Annotated in this window: 12 protein-coding genes and 1 pseudogene; 5 read left to right on the top strand and 8 right to left on the bottom strand. The window is 70.3% G+C overall.

Features of this window, described 5'->3' with window-relative positions; all coding sequences use genetic code 11:
• The first annotated feature begins 109 nt into the window (after positions 1–109).
• Positions 110–379 carry a ricin-type beta-trefoil lectin domain protein gene (locus tag IE244_RS40355; protein ID WP_191878555.1) on the top strand — a complete coding sequence of 90 codons (270 nt, stop codon included), beginning with the start codon at positions 110–112 and terminating at the stop codon, positions 377–379.
• Positions 380–471: 92 nt separating this feature from the next.
• On the opposite strand, the gene IE244_RS40360 is transcribed toward IE244_RS40355, so the two are convergent.
• The 3 genes from IE244_RS40360 to IE244_RS40370 form a co-directional block, all read right to left on the bottom strand.
• Complete coding sequence (locus tag IE244_RS40360; RefSeq protein WP_308436315.1) at positions 472–969, bottom strand: phosphotransferase; 498 nt, start codon at positions 967–969, stop codon at positions 472–474.
• Positions 970–1,201: 232 nt separating this feature from the next.
• A complete protein-coding gene (locus IE244_RS40365) occupies positions 1,202–2,056 on the bottom strand; it encodes an alpha/beta fold hydrolase (RefSeq protein ID WP_191878556.1) in 855 nt (284 codons plus the stop codon).
• Positions 2,053–2,706: a CatB-related O-acetyltransferase gene (locus tag IE244_RS40370; protein WP_191878557.1), complete on the bottom strand. Its 654-nt coding sequence runs from the start codon at positions 2,704–2,706 to the stop codon at positions 2,053–2,055. The genes IE244_RS40365 and IE244_RS40370 overlap by 4 nt, the downstream gene beginning before the upstream one ends.
• Before the next feature lie 106 nt (positions 2,707–2,812).
• On the opposite strand from IE244_RS40370, the gene IE244_RS40375 reads away from it, so the two are divergent.
• A complete protein-coding gene (locus tag IE244_RS40375; protein ID WP_191878558.1) occupies positions 2,813–3,436 on the top strand; it encodes a TetR/AcrR family transcriptional regulator in 624 nt (207 codons plus the stop codon).
• 961 nt (positions 3,437–4,397) lie between these two features.
• Here IE244_RS40375 and IE244_RS40380 read toward each other — a convergent pair.
• Positions 4,398–5,471 (bottom strand): annotated as a pseudogene (locus IE244_RS40380) (transposase).
• A 166-nt stretch (positions 5,472–5,637) separates the two neighbouring features.
• Here IE244_RS40380 and IE244_RS40385 point away from each other — a divergent pair.
• Positions 5,638–6,042 (top strand): putative type II toxin-antitoxin system PemK/MazF family toxin, encoded by a 405-nt coding sequence (locus IE244_RS40385; protein WP_191878559.1) that lies wholly within the window; start codon positions 5,638–5,640, stop codon positions 6,040–6,042.
• 498 nt (positions 6,043–6,540) lie between these two features.
• On the opposite strand, the gene IE244_RS40390 is transcribed toward IE244_RS40385, so the two are convergent.
• Both IE244_RS40390 and IE244_RS40395 read right to left on the bottom strand, forming a co-directional pair.
• Positions 6,541–7,176 carry an SMI1/KNR4 family protein gene (locus IE244_RS40390; protein WP_191878560.1) on the bottom strand — a complete coding sequence of 212 codons (636 nt, stop codon included), beginning with the start codon at positions 7,174–7,176 and terminating at the stop codon, positions 6,541–6,543.
• On the bottom strand, positions 7,173–8,114 hold the full coding sequence (locus IE244_RS40395) for a DUF4241 domain-containing protein (protein WP_191878561.1): 942 nt from the start codon (positions 8,112–8,114) through the stop codon (positions 7,173–7,175). The genes IE244_RS40390 and IE244_RS40395 overlap by 4 nt, the downstream gene beginning before the upstream one ends.
• A gap of 241 nt (positions 8,115–8,355) precedes the next feature.
• Between IE244_RS40395 and IE244_RS40400 the strand changes: the two genes are divergently transcribed.
• On the top strand, positions 8,356–9,096 hold the full coding sequence (locus IE244_RS40400) for a type 1 glutamine amidotransferase domain-containing protein (protein ID WP_191878562.1): 741 nt from the start codon (positions 8,356–8,358) through the stop codon (positions 9,094–9,096).
• Between the two features lie 371 nt (positions 9,097–9,467).
• On the opposite strand, the gene IE244_RS40405 is transcribed toward IE244_RS40400, so the two are convergent.
• Both IE244_RS40405 and IE244_RS40410 read right to left on the bottom strand, forming a co-directional pair.
• Positions 9,468–10,340: a hypothetical protein gene (locus IE244_RS40405; protein WP_191878563.1), complete on the bottom strand. Its 873-nt coding sequence runs from the start codon at positions 10,338–10,340 to the stop codon at positions 9,468–9,470.
• On the bottom strand, positions 10,337–10,771 hold the full coding sequence (locus IE244_RS40410; RefSeq protein ID WP_191878564.1) for a hypothetical protein: 435 nt from the start codon (positions 10,769–10,771) through the stop codon (positions 10,337–10,339). Before IE244_RS40410 ends, IE244_RS40405 begins: the two co-directional genes overlap by 4 nt.
• 288 nt (positions 10,772–11,059) lie before the next feature.
• Here IE244_RS40410 and IE244_RS40415 point away from each other — a divergent pair, with 288 nt between their 5' ends.
• Positions 11,060–15,775, top strand: coding sequence for a CHAT domain-containing protein (locus IE244_RS40415; RefSeq protein ID WP_191878565.1), 4,716 nt, complete (start codon positions 11,060–11,062; stop codon positions 15,773–15,775).
• Positions 15,776–15,794: the final 19 nt, after the last annotated feature.

Below are 15,794 nucleotides of genomic sequence, written 5' to 3' on the forward strand. Positions count from 1 at the left end.
CCGAACCGACAACCCGACCGTACAACCCCCCACACACAAAACGAAACAGTCACTCCACACACCCCACCATGCATTCCACACAACCACCCCTGAAAAAAACCACCACCAATTGCCGGAACAGGAACAAGAAGTCACACTGGGCCGGATCCGCACCTTTCCTCGCGAGGAGAGCGGAGACCGCCCGCGGCGAGTTCACTCTCCCGGCAGCGACACCGCCATCGACGAGACATGGTGGTACGACGCTTCCGCGAAGACGCTGCGGAACGTCTACTCGGGCAGGTGCCTCGCGCTCGGCGCCACCGCGACGAAGGGCACCCAGCTGATCCAGTACCGGTGCAACGGCAAGCCTGACGAGGCCTGGGAGCAGCTCCCCCGTTGATGCAGGAGCTGTGCCGAAGAGCTGTGCCGCGACCGCCTTGACAGGCGCAGTGCACGCTCGCCGGCAGCCAGAAGTACAGGCGAGCGACGTGGCTACTCGACCAGATGCCGGTGTGACTTGCTCCAGTCGATCCTGTTGCCTAGCTCGCTCAGGAGCCCATCGGCAGCCCAGGTGGCTTGAGGCTCGACCCCCTGCTCGGCCAGCCGGCGCACAAGGTCGGCATTGTCCTGCTGTCTGGCGATGACGGCGTCGACGAGCCCCACGGTCGAGTCGAGGCCGCACGCGCTGCGGAAGTCCTCCACCCGCGCACGGCGGTCGGGCGGCGCCGGGTAGCGCAGCCAGCGCAGACACTCGGCGTCGTCGCGAAAGGGAGCGACGTACTCCAGCGCGTAGGCCACGTCGTGCAGGCGTGGTGCCGGACGGGCGAAGTCCCAGTCGATGATCCCCACCGGCCGGTCGTCGTGCCAGACGACGTTCCAGGGGCCGAAGTCCCCATGACAGACGACCTCGCCGTCCCCAGCGGCCTCGGCGCACAGGCGAAGCCGACCTTCTCCAGGTGCCGCAACAGCGCGTGGACGGTGGGCGTCCAGGGCTGGACGGGTCTGCGGACGGTGTCACCGATCCGCACCACCCGACGATGGGCACCGTCCTGCATCACTTCCTCCCCCGACATGTGGCTCACGCTACCCGGCCACCCGGATCCGTCAGCCCGCGGATCTCGGTGACGGTCCGGACTACGCGTCAGGACGGCTCTTCGTCGAGGCGCCCGTGCCGGATGCCACGCGGCCGGGCGAGTGTGGGAGCGGCTGTCCAAGACCGCGGTCAGTTCCCGGACGGCTCCACGAACTCTCGGATCAGCTCGCCGACCCGGGCTGGCTCGTCGAGATGGACCATGTGTCCGGCCGACTCCAGCCGGACCACGCCGACGCGATCCGGCAACGCCGCGAGCTCCCGCCCGATGCCGCGCACCAGCGCCCCGGTCAACTCCCTGACGCGCTGCGGGAGGTGGCCGAGGTCCGGCGTACGCGCGCCTGCGACGAGCAACACCGGTACGCGCAGTGCGCGAACCTCGGCGAACAGGTCGTAGCCGTCCAGCGGGGCCATCAGTGCGGGCAGTTCACCCGGAAGAGGACGTCCTTCGGCGCGCCGCGCACGTGCCGCCTCGCTCTCCGCGTCCCATCCGAAGCGCTCGGCCGCCGCCCGCGCCTGCACTTCGACCTGCCCGGGATCCGTCACCGCCGGAGCACCGGCATACAGAGCGATCTGCTCGGCTCGACGCTCCCGCACCTGCTGGGGTGTCAGACCGGGGTACAGCGTGGGCACCCCGCCGCCGAAGCCGTCCAGGTCCACCACGCCGGCACAGTCCCTCGACGCCGCGTACCGCACGGCGATCACGCCGCCCAGTGAGTGCCCGACCAGCCAGGGCCTGCGCAGCCCCAGCGCGCGGACCACAGCGTCCACGTCGGCCAGGTGGTCCTCCCATTCGTACGAGGACGCCGATGCCGAACGCCCGTGCCCGCGCAGATCCATGGCGACCAGCCGCAGGCCGAGCAGGTGGGGCCGGACGGGCTCCCAGTCAAGCGCCGTGCGGCTGGCGCCGTGCAGGAGCAGCACATCAGGTCCTTCCCCGCCATGGTCGAGGACAGCGATGCCGTCGATCCGCCTCTCCACCGTCATGCGGTGACCTCCTTCGCGATCCGTTCGATCTCGGCGGGGGTGCCCGCCATGATGGTGCGCAGGTGCTCCGTGACCAGTTCCACCGGCCAGTCCCACCACGCCGCCCCCAGCAGCCGCTCGATGTCGGCGTCCTCGTAGCGGCGGCGGATCGGGCGGGCGGGGTTGCCGCCGACCACGGCGTACGGCTCGACGTCGGCGGTGACCACCGCGCCGGCTGCGACGATCGCGCCGTCGCCGATCCGCACGCCGGGCATGATCAGCGCCTGGTATCCGATCCAGACGTCGTTGCCGATCAGGGTGTCACCCCGGCTGGGCATGTCGGTGACCAGATCGATGGTCCGTTCCGTCCAGCTGCCACCGAACATGGTGAACGGGAAGGTGGAGACGCCCATGGTGGGGTGGGCGGCGCCCGCCATCAGGAAGCGGGTTCCGGCAGCGATCGCGCAGTACTTGCCGATCACCAGCCGCTCGGGCCCGTAGCCGTAGAGCACGTTGCGGCGTTCGAACTCCGTCGCGCCGTCGGGGTCGTCGTAGTAGGTGTACTCGCCGACCTCGATCCGCGAGTCGGTGACCAGCGGGCGGAGCAGGACGACCCGGTCCTGCCCGGGCAGCGGGTGCAGGGCCTCGGGGTTCGGGATCGACGCGGTCATGACGGGGGCCCTTCCTTCGCTGCAACAACTAACGCGACCTGTGTCGCATTAGTATCCTGACGGGATATCCACCCACACGCAAGCCTTAAAGCGACTGGAGTCGACTTTGCCTCATGATGCGAAGGCCGCGAAGGCAGGCACCAGGCCCGGCGGACGAAGTGCCCGGGTCCGCACCGACGTGGTCACCGCGACGCTCGCCGAGCTCACCGAGAAGGGTTACGACCAGCTCACGGTCGAGGCGATCTGCCACCGCGCCGGGGTCCACAAAGCCACTGTGTACCGGCGCTGGGGCGGCGTCGACGGCCTGATCGCCGACGCACTCGCGCTCTCCGCCGACCAGCCCTGGCCGATCCCCGACACCGGGAACGTAGACGAGGACATCCAGCTGCTGGCCCGTGAGGTGTACACCACCTTCACCGACCCCGACCTGCGCACCACCCCGACCGCCCTGATCGGCGCAGCCCTCCGCTCCGACCTAGGCGCGGCGGCACTCAGCGCCTTCTTCACCGCCCGCCACCAGCAGGCCGCCGAAGTCGTGACGCGCGCCGTGGAACGGGGCCAACTCCCCGCCGACGTGGACCCGGTGGAACTGGTCCGGGCAGCCACCGCCCCGCTCTACCACCGACTCTTCATCACCGGCGAACCCCTCGACGAACGGGCCGCCCACCGCGCGGCCGCCGCCGCCCTACTCGCCGCCCGCGCCGGCCTGTTCGACGCGCCAGCACCCTGATCTTCATCACCAGGATCCGGAAGGAGTCCAGCCCGGCAACCGAACCGTTCCGCCCCAGGTCGGGACGCCCACCCTCGCCCCCGGCCCCCTGGACGAACGGTTATGGAGTGTGCGGGCCGGACGCCTTCGGCGGCGCGCCTCTCCCCCGGGGCTCGGATGCGAGGAGCAGCCTGGTGGGCCGCACGGCGCGGGCGCCACGAACTTGCCGCGACTTGCACGATCCAGGCAGGCGCGGCCGGGTACGGGTGGATACGCTTCGCCCCGCTGGCTACCAGTGGACCGCGATGTCCCGGACGTCGCGAACCGTCTCCTTCGCGTGCTCAGGGATTCGGTGAGCGTCTTCGCGGCCTGCGGGCACAGGCGCACCGCCCACGGCTCGTCGGGCAGGGCGGGCACCGAGGACTTCGGCCAGGTCCACGAGGCCGGTCTCATCCCGGCCGGAGTCCATGTACGCGTCGGCGGCCGGGGCCGGCCGGGGGGCTTCCTCGGGCTGCGCCCATCGGCACCTTCTGACGGGTCGTATCACCACCGTACGCGCAGTGCGGGACAGCGGGAGGGACCACGGCTGCTCTCCCTTCCCTGGGGCGCCGGCCGACGCCAGAACGGGTCGGTCAGCACCAGGGCGTGGCTCTTCGATCAGTTGGCCAGTCACTTTGTGATGATGAGTCAGGGGGATCTGAGGGACAGCGCGGGGGCTGTGCTGGAGCCTCTACCGCCGGTCACAGCAACCGGTATGGCCGGTGGCGGGACCACCGCAGGTGATCAACGGGATTCATTCACGGGCTGAGCACGGGCGTACCGCGGCGCGAGCTGCCCGAACGCTTCGGCCCGTGTAAGACCGTCCGCAAACGGCACGCGCTGCGTCAAAAGGGGACGCGTTCCCCGCCGGGGACCCGGCCGTCCTCATCGCACGCCGGACAGTATGAGCGCCGACTAGTACTCCAGTCGTAAATCGTGATCTTCACGTTCGAGCGGCTTGCCGCCGGTAGTGGCTGGTCTGGGATCGGGCCTGGTGGCGGCGTCGCCAGTCGGACAAGCCGAGCCGGTGGACCGGGTCAAAGGCGGGCCGGATGACGAGCGTGATGAACAGCCGTTGGATCTCGTTGCAGGTGAGCGGTATGAGGGCGTCTGGTGCGGGATCGCAGTCGTGTTCGTTCGCGCGGACGACGGCGAGGAAGGCGTGCGCGAGCATGGCCAGGTGACCCAGCGGGACCAGGACGGGTAGCGGCGGACCTGGTGCTCGTCCAAGGCCGCCAAGCCCTTGCCGGACTGGAAAAGCTCCTCGACCCGCCACCTTGATCCAGCGACGCGCACCAGGGTGGTCAGCGGCACTGCGGCGGCCGGCGAGTAGCAGCGGTGGTACGCGAGTTCGCCGGTACTGCGGTGGCGGCGGATCAGCAACTGCTGGCTCCCGGGCCGGAGGTCGGTGAGGTCGATGACGGCCCAGTCGTAGAAGCGGTGGCCCTTGGCTCCGACCCCTGCGGACAGCTTCTGCCAGGCCTTCTTGGGCACCTTCCTGGCCAGCGTGTCCGCGCGGAACCTCCCGGCGCCTGTGGTGACTTCGTGCGAGCAGACCAACGCGAGGACGTAGCCGGTGCCGCGTTCCCCCAGCGCGGCGCGCAGCCTCGGGTTGCCGCCGTGGACCTCGTCTCCCGCGGCGTGTCCGCGGCGGCCGGCGTAGACGAGAGAGACGGCGACCTGCGCGTTCTCGATCCTGCCCGCGGTGCCGGTGTACTGGTTGCTGGACACCGACGGTGCCGGTGCCCTTCTTCACGTCGCCGGTCTCGTCGACCACCAGAACCGCCTGGTCGTCCGGCAGATGCTCCACCACGTAGGACCGCACGTCGTCGCGGACCTGGCCGGTGTCCCACTTGGCCCCGAGCAGGTGCTGCATGCCGTCCGGGGTGCTCTCTCCGGCTCACTCTGCGATGGTCCAGCAGTTTTTGCGCGGCAGGTCCGACAGCAGGCCGAGCACCAACCGCCCGACCCGACGTCGGGGTTCGACCCGTGCGAACCGGCCCGCTATCCGGCTCATCAGGCCCTCGAACGCCTCCTGCCGGCGGGCAGGGTCTACGCTGTGCCCTGCGGCCACCGCATGATCTTCAGTCTTCACACACCGATGATCAACGGTGGCCGCACCCGTCTCCACAGCGCGTCAGGGTCGCGCAGCGTCTGTCTGCCGTCATGTGTCTGGAGGACTTGTGCAACGTGGCGAAGTCTGGTGGGTCCAGTTCGACGAGCGGAGGTTGGTCGTACTGCTGTCGGGAGACGACACGTCCGGGATCCGAGTGATGCAGGTCGTCGCTCCGGCGGGCGTCGACATCAGCGGTCTGGGCATCGAAGTGACGGTCGGCGCCGGTGAAGGACTGCCGTTCGAAGGCGTGCTGCGGCTCGCGTTCCCGCGTCCAGGCTTCACCCCGTGCACGTGGCTGACCACTGTGTCCCGGGACGACCTGATAGAGCGGGCGGCCGTCCTGTCCTCCGTGAAGCTCAGCGAGATTGACGACGCCCTCCGACTCTCTGAACAAGCGCAGGAGCGGACCCCGGCCACGACCGCGAAGCTCAGCGGGATAAGGGAGGCCCTCCGTCTCGGTGAACGCGGGTAGACGGAGAAGGAGCCGACGCCCGCGACGGCGTGGGCGATCCCGGGCGAGATGATCGACGCTGGCCACCTGCTGCCTCGGCGCCCCTCACCACCGAGATCACGATCTACGGCTGGAGTACCAGGCATACAGCAACCGTCAGGTCCGCGGCTCCCTCCGCAAGCGAGGCATCCGGCATGTGATCCCGGAGAGGAAGGACCACAGGGCCGCACGTCTGCGCCGGGGGTCACACGGGGGACGGCCCCCGAACTTCGACAAGGCCCGGCGCAAGGAGCGGAAATCGGTGGAGCGGGCATCGGGAAGTTGCAGCAGTTCAGCGCCGTCACCACCCGCTACGACAAGCGCGGATACGTGTACCTCGGCACCGTGACCGCGTCGCACTCCTCATCTGGCTCCGCTCGTGGCCCGGAGAACTTCCTCAGTCCTGGGACTTGAGGTCCTCCAAAACCGGCCGCGACCAGCAGCGGGGTGAACTCCACGATGCCGTGCGTGCTCAGCGCTTCATGTCCACATCACGTAGGCGTCACGGCCGGCGCCGCTCACGCTCGGCGTCTGCGGCTCGGCATAGTCGGCAAGCTGTATGGGAGCTTCCTCCGTGAGAGCTCCCAGAAGCTGCTGGAACATCTGATGAACACTGTCCCAGACCTTCACCGGCGCGTCCGTGTCACCGGCCTGCAGGCCGTAGAGCACGTTCCCGAACTTGTCTCCGGCACGGTGATCGACGATGAGCTTTCCGCCCGTGAGATCAGAGGCGATCGGAACCCATCGTACGTGGAACGAGTACCCGTACACACCGTCGTAAATGTCACGTAGGTCAGGGTCTTCCGACTCGTTCGCATCGATCCACTCAGCAATGCCTTCCTCCATCCACCGCTGACCGTCGCGCATTCCGGTCGAGGTAAGCAAGATGAAACCCCCAGGAAGGATGACCCCTGGGCCCGCATGGCTGGTGGCAGACGACCCGTCATGACGCCGCAGCCACGTCACGAGATCGGGATGCAGGCCGAACCGGCGGTCAGCAATGGCGTCGATATCATCCTGCGTAGCCCCCGGATTCAACGCAGCATAATCCGCAGGAGCGTTGACGCCCAACCACGCATCGAGGTGGCCCAGTACGTCATCGAGTGAGCCGGTCATGCAACGTCCCTGACCAATGCCAATCCACCACATTCCATCACTGGCAGATGCCCGAGCAAGCCGCCGAATGCAGCCGAGCCGATCACGACTGAGAAGCCCGGGCCCGGCGCTTCGCCGCCGAACTCGCTGCCCACGTCCCCTCCCGCGAGCCCTGAGAACCCGCAGACTTGACGGAGGACGCAGAGCGCCGAGTGGGCGACGACCGCGTCCGGCCCGCCTGGCTCACACGGACGTGACCAGCTTGTCATGGAAAAAGGCCGGTCCAGTCGTGACGATCGAGGCGATGCTCCCGGTCTCCGTGCGCCCCAGCCATACGACGCTCCCCCTCCGGTCGGGAACGTCACGAGGTCGGCCCCGAGAGCCTCGTCACTCGCCCGCTCGAACGACTCGCCCAGAGACTCGGTGGCCCGGGATGCGTCCTGCCGGCCCGCGTCGACGCCGAGCCAGAACTGGCGGAACGGCTCGGTCAGCGACGGCCAGGCCGTGGCGTCGGCGAAACTTCCCATATTTTCCTCGGAGTCGAAGGTCGGCCGCTCACCGGGGACGATTCGCTCGATACTCTCGCCGACGCCGAGGGCCGCCTCCCAGCAGGCCACCGGGGCATCGCTGACAAGGAGGCGGACCGCGACCTCCTCGCGACCGTCGAACTGCTCGCCGTCGTACTCGTAGGGCGCTTCCGTCCAAGAGGCCTCCACCCGGTGAACGCCAGGTGGGATCCGGTCCTTCAGTTCCCGGCCGGCCGGGGTGGGCAACTCCGGGTCGGAGTCATCCGGCCAGGGCGAGGCGACGACGAGCCGGCCGCTCGGCACCCGGATCGGGCTCACCTCGGTCACCTCGACGACGTGCACGGGTCTCGCCCGATCTTCGGCATGCGTGCCCACCTGCGCCCCTGGAGTGAACACCGCCTCCAAGTACCGGCTCTCTTCCGGACCTGCCACCAGACGCTCATCTGCTGTGCATCCCATGGCCGAACCCTAGAGGGCCCCACTGACAGAGCCTGGTGTCCCGGCACCTCCGGTCCGGCTTTCGGTACACCAGGAGGATGGGCCGGCATCCCTGTGGCGCGGCCTTCCGCCGTGAGGCCCGGAGCCGTCGGGGGGCCGGGCTGATGGTGGTGCGGTGGTGGAGGTGTGCGCAGGCCGTTCCAGGCGGTGGCGCTGCCGTGGTAGGGATTCACTCATGCGCATCCTCCTTCCGCTGCCGGACCGGGACTTCGATGTCACCGAGGTCGCCGTTCCCTGGCGGCTGCTGCGCGACGCCGGGCACGAGGTGGTGTTTGCGACCGAGCACGGCGGCCGGCCGCCGCAGGCCGACCCGCTGCTGCTCACCGGTGTGCTCTTCGGGCAGCTTGGCGCGGAGCCGGAGCCGAAGGAGTTCTACCGCCAACTCACTGGCGAGGCCGCCTTCCAGGCTCCGCTCGCCTGGGACTCTGTGGAACCGCAGGAGTACGGCGGGCTGCTCCTGCCCGGCGGGCATGCGCCCGGGATGCGGCAGTACCTCGGCTCCCGCACCCTGCAGGCGAAGGTCGCCCGATTCTGGGCGACCGGCAGGCCGGTGGGCGCCATCTGCCACGGCGTCCTTGTGCTGGCCCGCAGCGTCGATCCGGCCACGGGCCGCAGCGTCATCGCCGGCCGGCGCACCACCTGCCTGCCCAAGTACATGGAGCGCAGCGCCTATTACCTCACCGCGTGGCGGCGCGGCCGCTACTACCGGACGTATCCGGCCTACGTCCAGGACGAGGTGGTTGCCGCGCTCGACGACCCCACGGGCTTCGAACGTGGGCCGGTCGAGCTGCGGCGGCGTGGTACGGCCACCGACGACACCTCGGCCTACGTCGTCGAGGACGGCCGGTACCTGTCCGCCCGCTGGCCCGGTGACGCCTACCTCTTCGCCCGGCGCTTCGCCGCCCTACTGGGATAGTCCGGCTTCGTGACCCGTCGGCTGCGCGGCGAGCACGTAGCCCTCCGCGACCGCGGCCGGCAGGTCCGCAACTGGCTCCACGTGAGGACAACTTCTCCGGCGTCGAACTGGTCCTGCGCCCGGGCGTGCCCGGTCAGCTCTACCACATCGGCGGCGGCACCGACCTGTCCAGCAAGGAGCTGACCGGGGAGCTGCCGCCGACCTGCGGCGCCGACTGGGACAGCGTCGAGCACGTCCCCGACCGGCTGTCCGATCACCCAGCTCGGCGAGATCACCCGCCGGGTGCACTCCATCCGAGGCGCTCACTTCGGCGGTTGTCGGAACTGAGGTTGTCGGAACGGGCTTTCGGCTTGCTTGGGACGAAGATGCGACTACTCCTTGCGGAGCAGAATCTTGATCTCCTCCCCGGTCTCAGGCGTGAGCGCGTCATCCGACGTGAAGCCGAGGCACGCCGCGACGTCACGGGCGTGCAGGTCCACGGTCGATTCGACGAGGTCGGCGAGGACATCGGCGGAGCCGTGGGCCCGGTAGGCGGCGACCGTGCAGGTCAGCACGCTGATGAGGAGGGCTGGCCACCACCACACGGCAGGGATGAGGTAGAGCAGTCCCCACGCGAACAAGCGCGTGTCACCCGCCAGCGTGGTCCGGGCCCCGGCCAGCTCGGTGCGGACCGGGTCGGGGACGGCCAGCCAGAGCCTTGGCCACAGCGACACCAGGTCCAGGCCGTACGCAAGATGGACGCGCTCGCCCGCCGCACGCATCCGGTCGGCCATCCAGGTCGGACGGGCGGGCGGGACCAGGCAGATGCTGTTGCGGGCGGCCAGCGCCGCCTCGGGATCGGCGTGCGATCGCGGACCCTCCTGGTAGCGCGCGATGACCGCGATCTCGTGCGCGCGGTCCCGTTCCTGCCAATGGGCCCGTCGCCGGGCCGTCAGAGCGCGGCCGAGCCGCCCGAGCCTCGGCGTGAACCAGAACGCTTCGACGGCATGGGCGAGCGCCCTGGCGGCGAAGCCGGAGAGGACCGCACCGGCGACCAGCGTCGCAACCACCAGCATCTGGATCCCGCCGCTGGGGCGGTCGGCGAACCAGCTGTCGATGCGTATCACGGCCGATCGGGGGTGCAACGCGTCATCCATCAGCCACGTGACGCCGGACAGGGCGGCGAACAGGATGCCGGGCAGGACGACTAGTGCCAGCCAGCGCTCGGCGGCCTTCTGTGCGAGCTGGGTCAGGAAGCCGTTCACAGCTTGAGACGTTCTTCGCGCAGGGGGAGGTCGTGGACAGGGCAGCCGGGAGGTGTCGCACGCGCGGCCCAAGTGGCACGTTGCGCACGGGAGCAGCGCAGCGGCTCGGCTGCGGGACAACAGAACACCGCGTGCACGCCCCGGGGTTGGAGCCCGCGCAACGGCCCGTACCGCGGATCCGTCGGGGCGGAGCGGAATGCCCCCGCGTCGAGCCCGTACGGCAGTCCCTCGGTCCGCAACGCCTCCTCCAAGGTGTCGAGCAGTGCCCGCAGCTCGGCCGCGCCGGCACCGGCCCGCACCGCGGCGACGACGTTCAGGGCCTGGTCACGGACGGGCCCTTCCGCGCCCAGGGGGCCTTCCGCCTTCTCCAGGCGGAAGCACAGCGCCGCGAGGCGAACTGCCGGCGCGGGTGATTCCTCGGGCACGGTCATCGGCGGAGTTCTCCCGGCTCGGCGATGGGAAAGCTGGAATCAGCATGCCGGGCAAAGGCGTTGAGCGGCGATGGTTCGATGGATCTCGGGCCACGACCGCCGCCGCCCGATCGGGCCGGGGTCTCGGCGGCGAGCGCCAGCCGGACCCCGCTCACATGCCCTCGTCGCACACGCACCAACGGCGACCACGGGCCGCGAATACCCGCATATTGGCCACATGACTGACGGCCTGCGGGAAGACTGGACCTCGGTACCACAATGCGCGCTGACACGGGGAGGGGGATCCGCGTGGAGCGAGAACGGCTGCCAACCGCGGTGCGCCGGGCGGGTGTTGCCGTACTCGGAGGCCTGGCGCTCGGCGTTGCCGCGGCGATCGTGTCGAAAGCCGCGAAGAGCGACCACGCGGCGCGTGCCGTCGGACAGCTCACACGCACGGCAAAGGGCCTGGCCGCCGACGCGGGCAGCCCCCTGCGTGGCATTCGCCGTGGCGCTCTTTCCCAGCGGTGGGCCTACCATCACGAGCGCTACTTGCGCTTTGGCGACCCGCGCCAACTGCGGCTTGCCATCGAGACCCTGGACGCGGCCGTCCGGCTGGCGCCCGTCGGGCACCCCATGCGCGGCATGCACCTGACCAATCTCGGGCTCACGCTGGAGCAGAGCTACGACGACCTGGGCGATCCCGCCGACCTGGACGCGGCGATCGAGTCACTGCGGGGCGCTGTGACGGCCACCCCACCGGGCCACTTCCGGCGCGGCTGGTGCCTGGCCAACCTCGGCGTCGCCCTCCAATCCAGAGGGGCGGCGCGAGATGCGTCAGCCGACCTGGACGAAGCGATCCGTCTGCTGCGCGACGCCACCGTGGTCGTCCGCGTCGACGCCCCTGAACGGGCGATCATCGTGTCGAATCTCGCCGGCGCGCTGCGGGCCAGAGGCGAGAAGACCGGCTCGGTCCTCGACCTGGACGAAGCCGTGCGGACACTGCGTGCCGCTCTGGCGATCATCACCACCGATCACCCCGACCACCGCCTGATCAGCAAGAACCTGTACGGCGCCGCGCGCGTCCTCGACCGCACGTCCCGGGCGGATCACGGCGAGCCGGCTGCGGCTGCCCCCCGTACCCTGGAGGGCGTTCCCCACGACGATCTCAGCGAACTCGTGGCGGCCTTCGGGACGGTCGCTCCGGCGACGGAACTCTTCACCGACACCATGGACCGGCTGAAACGGTTCGTGCGCGGCGACGGTGAGGCCGTCACGGACGTCGAGGCCCTTGCACTTGCCGCCCGTCTCTGGAGCCTCGCCGCCGAGGACCGGCACGCCTCCCACGCCGTCGGCCTGCTGGCATGGTGTCGGTTCCTCATCGAGGAGGACCCTTTTCACACCGAGGACCTCGCGCTCGCGCTGAGCAGGCTTGCCCCCGACGCCAGGCCCGACCTCGTCCGGAGAATCTTCGCCGTCGACCTGCCCGACGGGATGGAGCCCGGCGTGGACGACGCGCCGTGCCATCCGGGCCGCCTCGACGTCATCGCCGCGCGGCTCCAGGCCGAGTCTGCCGCGGAGCGGCCGGAATCCGCCCTGGCCCTGCTGCGCCGGGCGGTCGCGCTCACTCGACTCGCCGTCGAACTGACCCGGCCCGACGGCGAACTCATCGACATGATCTTGGCAGGGCACGCCGACGCCGTCCTCCGCCTGAGCGGTGCGGCCGACGACCCCGGACTGCTCGCCGAGGTCGTCACCCTGCGCCGCCTCTGCGTCGAGAAGGCCAGGCCAGGGCAGGACAGAGCGCGCGAGTTCCTCTGGGAACTGGGGCTCGCCCTTGTCATGCTGTACGCCCACGAACCCGATGCCGCGCTGCTGGCCGAAGCCGAGGACGCGCTGGAGCGCTCGGAGGCCGTTCAACAGTCCAACAGGTACGGCAGCGGTACCGCGGCCGAACGGGCCTCCAAGATGTCGGGCGTTCTTCAGGTCTACCTTCTGGACGCCGAGGAGCATGGCTACACGGATCACAAACATCTGGCCTGGGCGCGGGCTGTCCGCGCCCTCGACCGAATCGCGGGCGACAAGGCCGTCAAGGTGCAGAGCGCCGCCCCCTACAGCGAGACCGATCCCTCTTCGATCATGGGCGTCGACCTGTACGCCCTGGAGATCCAGCGGATCGAGGAGCGCCTGACGGGCGATGACGCGGACGACGACCTCGGCGAACGGACCGCGGTAGTGGCCGAACTCGCCGACGCCCACCGACGGCGATTCAACTCGCGCCATGCCCGCGCGGACCTGAACGACGCCCTCGCTCTGAGCGAGAAGGCCGTAGAACTCTGCCCGAAGGGCCATCCCCGGCGGCCCCACTGCCTGTGGACCAGGATTGCCTGCCTCGACGCCCGGTACCAGGTCGATCACCACCCGTCCGACCTCGACCCGATCATCGACCTGCTGCGCGAGCTCCTGACCCTGCCGGGCGACCTCGCCCGCCGTGACCACGAGCAGGTCGCCCTCGCCAACTACCTCATCGGCAGGGCCGACCCCGACCGGCCCGATCTGCCGGAGGCCGAGGCGATCCTGCGCCGGGTCGTGGCCAAGGCGTCGCCCGATTCCGAGGCCGGGCTCATGGGCCGGGGCCTGCTCGGCACCCTGACCATGGCTCGACTTGCCGCCGGGGAGCCGGCTGACTTCGATGCCGGCATCGACCTGCTCCGTCAGGCCGCGGAACTGCCCGAGGCGCACGAGAACCATCCCGTGCTGCTGGGCAATCTGGCCACCGCCCTGCTCGCCCGGTACGCCACCGACGGCGCGGCGTCCGACCTCGACGAGGCGATCGAGCGGGCCACCGCCGCGACGGCTGCCGTCCGGTCCCATGGCCGCTGGATCCAGGCCGCAACCGCGGCGGAGCCCTTCGTGACGGGCCTGTTGATGCGCTACCGGGTGCGCGGTGCGTACCACGACCTCGAAGAGGCGGTTCGAGGCGCGCGGGGCTTCGTCGAGGCGCTGCGCTCCCCGGACCACCCCCGCACCCCCAAGAGCCTCGCGGTGCTGGCCGAGGCGCTCGCCGAACGGGCCGCCCGCAATCGGTCGGCGGCCGACCTCGACGAGGCGGTCCGGGCCGCGCGCGCCGCCGCCGATGCCGATCCGCAACACCGACGGACCCTCGCCGCTGTCCTCGCCACCCCGCTCGACATGCCCGACGACCGGCCGCACCTTGCCGAAGCACTCACCCTGTCCCGCCACCTGTACGCGGACGAGCCCGACGCGAAGGCCCGGATCACGCTCGCAGCGATCCTGCGGGAACGGTTCCGGCAAACCTCCGCGGACGGCACACCCGACCTCGCCCTCTCCCACGAGGCCGAACGGCTCTACCGCGAGGCGCTGCGCCATGCCCGGTCCAAGGCCGACCTGCGTTTCGCCCTCGGCGCGGTCCTCGCCGACCGCGCCGAGGGCGACCTGGTCATGCTCGGTGAAGCCGCCAGCCTCTTCCGCTCCGCTGCGCTCGACTCGTCGGCCCCGGCATTCACCAGGATCACCGCGGCCCAGCGCTGCGGCGCCGTCCTCGCCGACCGCGGCGACTGGGAGGACGCCGCCGACGCGTACGGTACGGCCATCGAGCTACTGCCCAGGCTCGCCGCCCGCACCCTCGCCCGCGCTGACCGCGAGTACTGGCTGGGCCAGGTCACCGACCTGGCAGGCGGCGCCGCCGAGGCCGCGGTGCAGGCGGGCACCCCCGAACGGGCGGTCCGGCTGTTCGAAGCCGCGAGGGGTGTCCTGTGGACCCAGCTCCTGGAGACCCGCGACGATCTGACGGGCCTCGCCCCCGAGCTGGCCGACCGCGTCGAAGAGCTCCGCGCCGGCCTCGACGCTCCGCTCACCCCGGCCCTCGACGGACACGTGCCCTATTCCTGGGAGAACAAGTACACCGCCGCCCCCATCGAGGACGCCCGGCGCCGCAGCGACGCCTGGACCGGTCTCGTCGCCGAGATCCGTGCCGTGCCCGGGTTCGAGGACTTCGCGCGCCCCAGTGGCTCTGGTCCGCTACATCCAGGTGTCCCGGGCCCGGTGGTGCTGGTAGCCGCGGGCCGGCACCACGGCCATGCGCTCCTCTTGTTCCCCGGGGACCGGATCGAGCCGGTCGCCCTCCCCGGGCTCACGGCGGCCACCGCCAGATCGCGCGCCGACGGACTACGCTCCGCCTTGACCGCCATCCAGCATCCCGACAGCGGCCATGGCGACCGTCTGCGCGGCGAGGCCGAACTCCTCGAACTCCTCCACTGGTTGGGAGAGACGGTCACCCTCCCCGTCCTGAAGGCACTCGGCCCCGCCACGTCCCGGCTCTGGTGGCTGCCCGCAGGCCCACTGACCTCTCTCCCCCTGCACGCCGCGGGCGGCGCTCTCAACCGGGTCACCTCCTCGTACGCCTTCGGCCTGCGCACCCTGCGATCAGCCGTCACCGGGCCTCTGCCACCTCGGCCACGCACCCTCGTCGTCGCGATGCCCGACACCCCGGGCGAACAGCCCCTGCCACGCGTCCAGGCCGAGGTCGCCTGGCTTCGGGACCGGTACGACCCGACCGAGTTCCTCGGCTCCCGCGCCACCCGCGCCGAAGTGCTCTCAGCCCTGCCCGACGCCGAACTCGCCCATTTCGCCTGCCACAGCTCCTCCGGCCGCGACGGCAAGATCTTCCTCGCCGACCACCAAACCGCCCCGCTCACCCTTCTCGACATCGCCGGCCTGCATCTCCCACGCGCCCGACTCGCCTATCTGTCATCCTGCGCGACCGTTGCAACCGACCTGCCCGACGAAGCCGTGCACCTAGCTGCCGCGTTCCACCACGCTGGATTCCCCGGGGTGATCGCCACCTTGTGGCCGCTCGCCGACATCGCCGCCCTCCCCGTCTCGCGTGCCTTCTACGACAGCTCCGACGATCCCGCCACATCCCTACGCGCCGCCACCATCGCCCTGGCCACAGCCCATCCCCGCAACCCGAGTCTGTGGGCCTGCCACATCCACCTCGGCACCTGACCCACCGCCAAGTCCGTTC

The sequence above is a fragment of the Streptomyces filipinensis genome (assembly GCF_014649495.1).
Classification (GTDB): Bacteria; Actinomycetota; Actinomycetes; order Streptomycetales; family Streptomycetaceae; genus Streptomyces; species Streptomyces filipinensis.

Excerpts from the sequence above, each read along its gene's own strand:
- IE244_RS40365 (WP_191878556.1), bottom strand. The coding sequence starts at position 2,056 with ATGACGGTGGAGAGGCGGATCGACGGCATCGCTGTCCTCGACCATGGC.
- IE244_RS40400 (WP_191878562.1), top strand. The coding sequence starts at position 8,356 with ATGCGCATCCTCCTTCCGCTGCCGGACCGGGACTTCGATGTCACCGAG.
- IE244_RS40390 (WP_191878560.1), bottom strand. The coding sequence starts at position 7,176 with ATGACCGGCTCACTCGATGACGTACTGGGCCACCTCGATGCGTGGTTG.
- IE244_RS40410 (WP_191878564.1), bottom strand. The coding sequence starts at position 10,771 with ATGACCGTGCCCGAGGAATCACCCGCGCCGGCAGTTCGCCTCGCGGCG.
- IE244_RS40370 (WP_191878557.1), bottom strand. The coding sequence starts at position 2,706 with ATGACCGCGTCGATCCCGAACCCCGAGGCCCTGCACCCGCTGCCCGGG.